Source organism: Aeromonas sp. HMWF015 (genome assembly GCF_963878965.1).
Lineage (GTDB): Bacteria > Pseudomonadota > Gammaproteobacteria > Enterobacterales > Aeromonadaceae > Aeromonas > Aeromonas veronii.
The window spans coordinates 6769-12681 of sequence record NZ_CAWNZT010000168.1; the positions used below are offsets into that span (position 1 = coordinate 6769).

Annotated in this window: 6 protein-coding genes, 1 pseudogene and 1 riboswitch; of the genes and pseudogenes, 1 reads left to right on the top strand and 6 read right to left on the bottom strand. The window is 61.9% G+C overall.

All coding sequences use genetic code 11. The features are described 5' to 3' along the window. Positions 1-952, bottom strand: a pseudogene (thiP, locus tag AACS18_RS23270) (thiamine/thiamine pyrophosphate ABC transporter permease ThiP); the annotation flags it as partial. Continuing rightward, a complete protein-coding gene (gene thiB, locus AACS18_RS08635) occupies positions 949-1929 on the bottom strand; it encodes a thiamine ABC transporter substrate binding subunit (protein ID WP_108614125.1) in 981 nt (326 codons plus the stop codon). The pseudogene thiP and the gene thiB, both read right to left, overlap by 4 nt. A gap of 60 nt (positions 1930-1989) precedes the next feature. Further along, a riboswitch (TPP riboswitch) is annotated at positions 1990-2080 on the bottom strand. Positions 2081-2169: 89 nt separating this feature from the next. On the opposite strand from thiB, the gene AACS18_RS08640 reads away from it, so the two are divergent. Beyond that, on the top strand, positions 2170-2460 hold the full coding sequence (locus AACS18_RS08640) for a PilZ domain-containing protein (RefSeq protein WP_005339160.1): 291 nt from the start codon (positions 2170-2172) through the stop codon (positions 2458-2460). Positions 2461-2490: 30 nt separating this feature from the next. Here AACS18_RS08640 and AACS18_RS08645 read toward each other — a convergent pair whose 3' ends face one another. From AACS18_RS08645 to AACS18_RS23275, 4 genes are all read right to left on the bottom strand, one after another. Beyond that, positions 2491-3420, bottom strand: a complete 930-nt coding sequence (locus AACS18_RS08645; RefSeq protein WP_108614126.1) for a hypothetical protein — start codon at positions 3418-3420, stop codon at positions 2491-2493. A gap of 117 nt (positions 3421-3537) precedes the next feature. After that, entirely contained in the window at positions 3538-4137 is a 600-nt protein-coding gene (gene leuD, locus AACS18_RS08650) for a 3-isopropylmalate dehydratase small subunit (protein WP_108614127.1), read from the bottom strand. 12 nt (positions 4138-4149) lie between these two features. Then, positions 4150-5547: a 3-isopropylmalate dehydratase large subunit gene (gene leuC / locus AACS18_RS08655; RefSeq protein ID WP_108614128.1), complete on the bottom strand. Its 1398-nt coding sequence runs from the start codon at positions 5545-5547 to the stop codon at positions 4150-4152. A gap of 33 nt (positions 5548-5580) precedes the next feature. Further along, a partial coding sequence (locus AACS18_RS23275) for an isocitrate/isopropylmalate family dehydrogenase (RefSeq protein ID WP_258228891.1) occupies positions 5581-5913 on the bottom strand: 333 nt, incomplete at its 5' end.

Genomic DNA, 5913 nt, shown 5'->3' on the forward strand with positions numbered 1-5913 from the left:
GAAGGCCTGCCACCACGATGGCCAGCAGCGGTGGCAGGAAGATGGCAAGCCCGATGCCGAGCGAGAGCAGATCCACCACGGCTGTGCCCGGCTGATGACGATCCGGCCGCAGGCAGGGGCGACGGGGGGTCACCCTGCTGGCCGGGGTGCTCTGCAGCTTGTGTTGCAGGGCGAGCAGCGCGGCGGTCAGGATCAGCTGCACCAGCGCCAGTCCACCCGCGGTGGCGAGATCGAAGTCAAAGCGCAGCGCCTGATAGACCGCCACCTCCAGGGTGGTGGATTTCGGCCCGCCCCCCAGCGCCAGCACTGTGGTGAAGCTGGTGAAACAGAGCATGAAGATGAGGCTGGCCAGTCCCGGCAATATGCCGCGAATAAGCGGCCACTCCAGCAATCGGAAGATGTGGGATGAGCGCATGCCGAGCTGGCTGGCAAGGCGCCAGCTCGATTCGGGGATGTTCTCTATACTCTGCAGCATCAGGCGTGCCGCCAGCGGCATGTTGAAGAAGACGTGGGCCAGCAGGATGCCGAACAGGCCGTAGAGGTAGTTGCCGGGATCCAGCCCCAGTGAGCGTAGTAGCTGCGGCAGCCACCCCTGTTTGCCGTGAACCGCCACGATGCCGAAGATGGCGATGATGACCGGCAGCACCAGCGAGAGGCCAAACAACTTGATCAGCAGGGTGCGGCCAATGAAGCGCCGCCGCGCCAGCGCGCGGGCCACCGGAATGGCCAGCCCTAGGCTGAGCAGGGTGGAGAGCAGTGCCTGCCCCAGACTGAAGCCCAGCACATGGCGCAGATAAGGGTCCGCGAGCAGGGTGCGGGGTGCCAGCGAACCGGCTTGCCACAGCAGGGCCGCGAGCGGCCCGAGGGACAACAACAGGATCAACAGGGTGGCTGCGCTGCCCGGCAGCCACCAGAGGGGACGAGTCTGTAGTTTCAGGGCGTGACGGCTCACTGGGTGACGGCTTGCAGCCACTCGCGGATCCACCCTTTGCGATTGGCGGCCACCTCATCAGCGCTGAAGGCCAGCGGTTTGCTGACGGTGATCATCTGCTCGAAGCCCTTGGGTAGTTGGGTATCGATGACCGGATACATCCAGTTGCCGGTCGGGATCTCGTTCTGGAAGGCGGGGCTCACCATAAATTGCAGGAACTGGTCAGCCAGCTTCTCCTGTTTGGCGCTCTTCAGCTTGGCAGCCACTTCTACCTGACGGTAGTGACCCTCCTCGAAGGCTGCAGCCTGATACTGGGGCTTGTTCTCGCCAATCAGGTGATAGGCCGGAGAGGTGGTGTAGGAGAGCACCATGTCCGCTTCGCCATCGAGGAACATGCCATAGGCCTCTGACCACCCCTTGGTGACGGTAACCGTCTTTTTGGCAAGCTCGGCCCAGGCGGCAGGCGCCTTGTCGCCATAAACAGACTTCATCCACAGCATCAGCCCCTGCCCCGGGGTGGAGGTGCGGGGATCCTGATAGATCACCTTGAGATCGGGCCGCTCCACCAGCTCTTTCAGGCTCTTGGGTGGTTGCTTGAGTTTGTCCCTGTCATAGACAAAGGCGAAGTAGCCGTAGTCGTAGGGGACGAAGGTGTCATCCTGCCAGCCACCCGGCACCTTGATGCTGTCGAGCTTGGCGGGATGGGGGGCGAACAGACCGCTCTGCTTGGCTTCGCTGATGAGGGCATCGTCGAGCCCCAGCACCAGATCGGCCTTGCTGTGGTTGCCCTCCAGCCGCAGTCGGTTGAGGATGGCGACCCCATCTTCGAGGGGAACCAGATTGAGGGTGCAGCCGCACTCTTTCTCGAAGGCCTGTTTGATCTTGGGCCCCGGACCCCACTCGGCAGTGAAAGAGCTGTAGGTGTAGACGGTGAGGGTGTCGGCGGCGAACACATTGGCCGACAGCAGGCCGGTGGTGACCAGCAGCAGGGTCTTCATGGGTGGCACTCCCTATTACTTGTTAATAACGAGGTGCCAGCGGGTGAGGGCGCAAAAAATGAGCGCCATGCCTCAAATTCCTCCGCCAGCATTATCTGGATCAGGTACACGGGTATAATCTCAGCGGTAAACCGCACCCCGTTTGAGAAACGAACCGCATTGTATTAACGTTCTTTTGGGTAGACCAGCACAATTGTGCAATACCCATGAGATGACGCCCACCCAACAGAGGATGTTCGCGTGCTTACCAATACCAAGGAAAGGCGTGCCTTTGCGCGCATGGTCATCAATGCTCCGGTCACCGTCTATCAGCAGCAGCTGGTGCTGGAGGGGATCTGCCGGGATCTCAGTGCCAACGGCATGGGGATTGCGGTCTCTGAACACCAGCTCGACATCAATCAGCCCATCCGGATCAGTCTTGCCACCAACAACAACCTGTTACCTCCCTTTGAAGCCCATGCCCGTATTATCCGGGTGCTGGAGGAGGAGAGCGGGTTGCTGCTGGCGGTAGAGTTTCTGCCTCAGGGTTAATCCTTTCTCCCCATCGGCAGAGGGAGGGGATTAGCCTTTCTCCTGAACCGGCTGCACACTCAACTGCTTGCTATCGACCAGCGTTTTGCTGGTCGATGCTATTTGGCCCGCAGGCAAGATGGCGGGGCCGGTAGGTTCGAGCAGCAGGTAGTTCTGCCCCTGCCAGTTGAGGGTCACATCCCCCGGCTTGGCGGGCAGGTCAACGGCCAGCAGGGCATGGCCGGGGACGAACACCATGGCCTGTTTCAGCTCGGGAAAGAGCTGGGCTAGCATGGCGGCCATCAGGGTTACCTTGCTGTCGCAATCCCCCCGATTCTGCTCCAGCACCTGACGGGGCGGGAGAAATCCTTTGCCCTGCCTTCCATTCAGGCTGTCGAGCTGCTGGTAGGGGATGCTCTGGATAAAGGTGAGCATATGGGCCACGGTTTTCTGGCGCGCTTCCGTTTCGGTGCTGCCCTGCTGCTTGAGTTGATCCGCCAGCGGAGCCAGCCCGCTGCGACTCTCCAGCGCGATGCGCACATGATCCTGCTTCACCGCCAGCTGCCCGTCGGGGGGGGTGAAGTACTGGAAGTAGTGTTTGGTCAGCCACGCCTGCTCCTCATTGCTCCGCTTGGACTGCAGAAAGGCCATCGCCTCGCGCGCCTTGTCCTGATTGCGGCTTTTCAGATGCAGCTCCAGCGAGGGACGGGCGAGGGTGAACTGCACCTCGGGGTAGTTCTGGCGCACCTCCCGCAGCAACACCTGCAACACCTCCTCCTGCATTCTCGCCGGACGATAGGCGATAAGGGGCGGCAACTTGCCCTGTTCGAGCCGGTAGGTGAGCTGTTGGGGTTTGCCTTCGCTATCCTGCCAGCCGACGCTGATCTGGCCGAGGCTGTTGTTGAAGCTGGTTTGGCTGGCCCCCGCAGGCAGGGCAAGCAGCAGGGCACAGAGCAGAGGAATTGCCGTCGGTCTCTTCATCATCCTTTCCTGTGGCACGGGCCAGTTCCGGTGGCCCAAATTGGGAAGCGTAGCGGACAGTAAAACAGGGAGCCGAAGCTCCCTGTTGATTCTACTCGTTTTTTTGCAACTGGCGCGTTAAATCCAGCTCGGCTGCTTCGCCTCAAAGGCGCTGATGGCGGCCTCGTGCTGCAGAGTCAGGCCGATGGCATCCAAGCCGTTGAGCAGGCAGTAACGGCGAAACTCGTCGATCTCGAAACCGAAGCTGAGTTTGCCGGCGCGTACCTGATTGGCTTCCAGATCCACTTCGATCTCGATGCCCGGCTTGGCGGCCACCAGCTGGAACAGGGTGTCGACCTCCTCCTCCTTCAGACGCACCGGTACCATGCCGTTGTTGATGGCGTTGCCGTAGAAAATATCGGCAAAGCTCGGGGCTATGATGGTCTTGAAGCCGTAGTCGGCCAGCGCCCAGGGGGCGTGCTCGCGACTAGACCCGCAGCCGAAGTTCTCGCGGGCCAGCAGAATGCTGGCACCGGCAAATTGCGGTTGGTTCAGTACAAACTCGGGGTTGGGCTGCTGGCCGGCATCGTCCAGAAAGCGCCAGTCGTGGAACAGGTGCTTGCCAAAACCGATGCGGTTTACTTTTTGCAAAAACTGTTTGGGAATGATGGCGTCGGTGTCGACGTTGGCGCTGTCGAGGGGGACGACGATCCCTTTATGCTGTTTGAATCCTGTCATCGAAATGTCCTCTTACAGTGCGCGAATGTCGGCGAAGCGGCCGGTGACGGCGGCAGCGGCGGCCATGGCCGGGCTCACCAGATGGGTGCGGCCGGCGCGGCCCTGACGCCCTTCGAAGTTGCGGTTGCTGGTGGAGGCGCAGCGCTCTCCCGGTTGCAGCCGGTCGTTGTTCATCGCCAGACACATGGAGCAGCCGGGCAGGCGCCACTCAAAACCGGCCTCGATGAAGATCTTGTCCAGCCCCTCGGCTTCGGCTTGTGCCTTCACCTGCTCGGAGCCAGGCACCACCAGCGCCTGCACGCCAGCGGCCACCTTGCGACCGCGGGCGATGGCGGCAGCAGCACGCAGATCCTCGATGCGGCTGTTGGTGCACGATCCGATAAACACCTTGTCGATGGCGACGTCGGAGAGCTTCTGGCCCGGTTGCAAGTCCATGTAGGCGAGTGCCTTGCGGGCAGACTGCTGCTCCATCAGATCGCTGAAGGATTCCGGCGCCGGAATAGGCTCGTTGACGGCAATCACCTGACCCGGGTTGGTACCCCAGGTGACCTGCGGGGCGATATCGGCGGCGTCCAGCACTACCTCGGCATCGAAACGGGCACCTTCGTCACTCTTGAGGCTCTGCCAGTAGGCGATGGCCTGCTCCAGCGCCTCGCCTTTGGGGGCAAACTCCTTGCCACGGATGTAGTCGATGGTGGTCTGGTCAGGGGCGATCATTCCCGCCTTGGCGCCCAGCTCGATGGCCATGTTGCACACCGTCATCCGCCCTTCCATGGTGAGCCCTTCGATAGCCTCGCCAGCGAATTCCACCACGTAGCCGGTACCACCGGCGTGGCCGACCTTGCCGATAATGGCCAGCACCACATCCTTGGCGCTGATGCCCTCCGCCAGCTTGCCGTTGACCGAGATCTGCATGGTCTTGGCCCGGCCCTGTTTCAGGGTCTGGGTCGCCATCACATGTTCCACTTCGGAAGTGCCGATGCCGAATGCCAGCGAGCCGAAGGCGCCGTGGGTGGCGGTGTGGGAGTCACCGCAGACGATGGTGGTGCCGGGCAGGGTGATGCCGAGCTCGGGGCCCATCACATGGACGATCCCCTGATATTTGTGGTTGAGATCGTAGAGGCGAACCCCGAACTCTTTGCAGTTGTCGGCCAGCGTCTCCATCTGGATGCGGGCCATCTCGCCGGAGGCGGCGATGTCCTTGGTGGTGGTGGAGACATTGTGATCCATGGTGGCCCAGGTCAGATCCGGGCGGCGCAGCTGGCGATTCATGGCGCGCAGGCCGTCGAATGCCTGCGGGCTGGTCACTTCATGCACCAGATGGCGGTCGATGTAGATGAGGGGGGTCTCCCCTTCCACTTCCCGTACCACGTGGGCGTCGAATACTTTCTGATAGAGGGTCTTGGCCATTGCTTCTCTCTTCCTTGTTCTCTGTTATGCGGCTCAGATCCGGGCGGCGATCTGGCTACCCATCTCGGACGTGCTCTGCACCGGATGGCGGGCGCTGGCCTGATGCAGGTCGGCGGTGAAGTAACCCTCGGCCAGGGTCTGGGCCACGGCCTGCTCGATGGCTTGAGCTGCGGCTTCCTGGCCCAGGCTGTAGCGCAGCATCAGGGCGGCGGAGAGGATCTGGGCAATGGGATTCGCAATACCCTTGCCGGCGATATCCGGGGCCGAACCACCGGCCGGTTCGAACAGGCCGAAACCCGATTCGTTGAGGCTGGCAGAGGGGAGCAGGCCCATGGAGCCGGTGATCATGGCGCACTCGTCGGAGAG